The sequence below is a fragment of the Ruegeria sp. AL11 genome (genome assembly GCF_056540865.1).
In genome coordinates this window covers 1-1,887 of record NZ_JBQFXO010000035.1, presented here as the reverse complement: position 1 = coordinate 1,887, position 1,887 = coordinate 1, and the positions used below count along the sequence as shown (strand labels likewise).

The following is a 1,887-nucleotide window of genomic DNA, read 5'->3' as shown; positions in this document are numbered from 1 at the left end:
ATCGAAGAAAGCGGGCTGACAGTGGCCGGGCGGGGCGTAATGGGTGGCTCATCAATGTGGATGTCGGCCCCCGAGCACGTCAACACAACGCAGCTTGCGCTAAAGCTGCAGAACCAGGGTGTTCATATCGAACCGGGTGCTCCGTTTTTCTCGGGGCCCGACAGGCCGCAGAATTTCTACCGCCTCGGGTACTCTTCTATTTCGACCAACCGCATAGGCCCCGGCGTCGAACTTATCGCGGAAGCCATCCGGTCAGCCTGAGATCGCACTGGACATATTCCGCAGACGCGTCTGGCCCTAACGCAGGTCGCACCCTTACGCCAAAACCATATCAACCCCCGGGTCCCGGTGCCCGGTTTTCTCACTCTTGCTTGGAGAACACCCCTATGAAGATGACGACGGAAGAGGCCTTTGTTAAGGTTTTGCAGATGCATGGTATTGAACATGCGTTTGGGATCATTGGCTCTGCGATGATGCCGATTTCGGATCTGTTTCCGAAGGCTGGGATCATGTTCTGGGACTGTGCGCATGAGGGCAGCGCGGGGATGATGGCGGATGGCTACACCCGGGCGACCGGCAAGATGTCGATGATGATCGCGCAGAACGGTCCGGGCATCACCAACTTTGTGACCGCCGTCAAGACTGCCTACTGGAACCACACCCCGCTTCTGCTGGTGACCCCGCAGGCGGCCAACAAGACCATCGGTCAGGGGGGCTTTCAGGAAGTCGAGCAGATGAAGCTGTTCGAGGACATGGTCGCCTATCAGGAAGAGGTCCGCGACCCGACCCGCGTCTGCGAGGTTCTGAACCGTGTGATCATGCAGGCCAAGCGCGCCAGCGCCCCGGCCCAGCTGAACATCCCGCGCGACATGTGGACCCAGGTTGTCGATATCGACCTGCCCGCCATTGTCGAGTTCGAGCGCCCCTCGGGTGGCGAAACCGCCGTGGCCCAGGCGGCCGAGCTGCTGTCGAACGCCAGAAACCCTGTCATTCTGAACGGCGCCGGTGTGGTTCTGGCCGAAGGCGGCATCGAGGCGTCGAAAGCGCTGGCCGAGCGTCTGGATGCGCCGGTCTGCGTCGGCTACCAGCACAATGACGCCTTCCCGGGCAGCCACCCGCTGTTTGCCGGTCCGCTGGGCTATAACGGTTCGAAAGCGGGGATGGAGCTGATCAGCGAGGCGGATGTTGTCCTGTGCCTCGGCACCCGTCTGAACCCGTTCTCGACCCTGCCGGGCTATGGCATCAACTACTGGCCCGCGGATGCCAAGATCATCCAGGTCGACATTAACCCCGACCGTATCGGCCTGACCAAAGCGGTCAGCGTCGGCATCATCGGCGACGCCGCCAAGGTGGCAAAGGGCATTCTGGCCCAGCTGAGCGACACCGCCGGTGACGAAGGCCGCAAGGAGCGCAAAGAGCGCATCGCGCAGAAGAAATCGGCCTGGGCGCAGGAACTGACCTCGATGACCCATGAGGATGACGATCCGGGCACCACCTGGAACCAGCGCGCCCGCGCGGCCAAGCCCGACTGGATGAGCCCGCGCATGGCGTGGCGCGCCATTCAGGCGGCGCTGCCGAAAGAGGCGATCATCAGCTCGGACATCGGCAACAACTGCGCCATCGGCAACGCCTATCCGTCGTTTGAAGAGGGTCGCAAATACCTGGCGCCGGGCCTGTTCGGCCCCTGCGGCTATGGCCTGCCCGCCGTTGTCGGTGCCAAGATCGGCTGCCCGGATGTTCCGGTTGTGGGCTTTGCCGGTGACGGCGCCTTTGGCATCGCGGTGAACGAGTTGACCGCGATTGGCCGCGAGGAATGGCCCGCCGTGACCCAGATCGTGTTCCGCAACAACCAGTGGGGCGCGGAAAAGCGCAACTCGACCCTGTGGT

1 protein-coding gene and 1 pseudogene are annotated in these 1,887 nt (G+C 62.7%); both read left to right on the top strand.

Translation table 11 applies throughout. The features are described 5' to 3' along the window. Positions 1 to 261 (top strand): annotated as a pseudogene (locus tag ACR0IP_RS23065) (GntR family transcriptional regulator); the annotation flags it as partial. 125 nt (positions 262 to 386) lie between these two features. Beyond that, positions 387 to 1,887: sulfoacetaldehyde acetyltransferase (xsc, locus tag ACR0IP_RS23060; RefSeq protein WP_480528145.1), on the top strand; the 1,501-nt coding region annotated here is incomplete at its 3' end.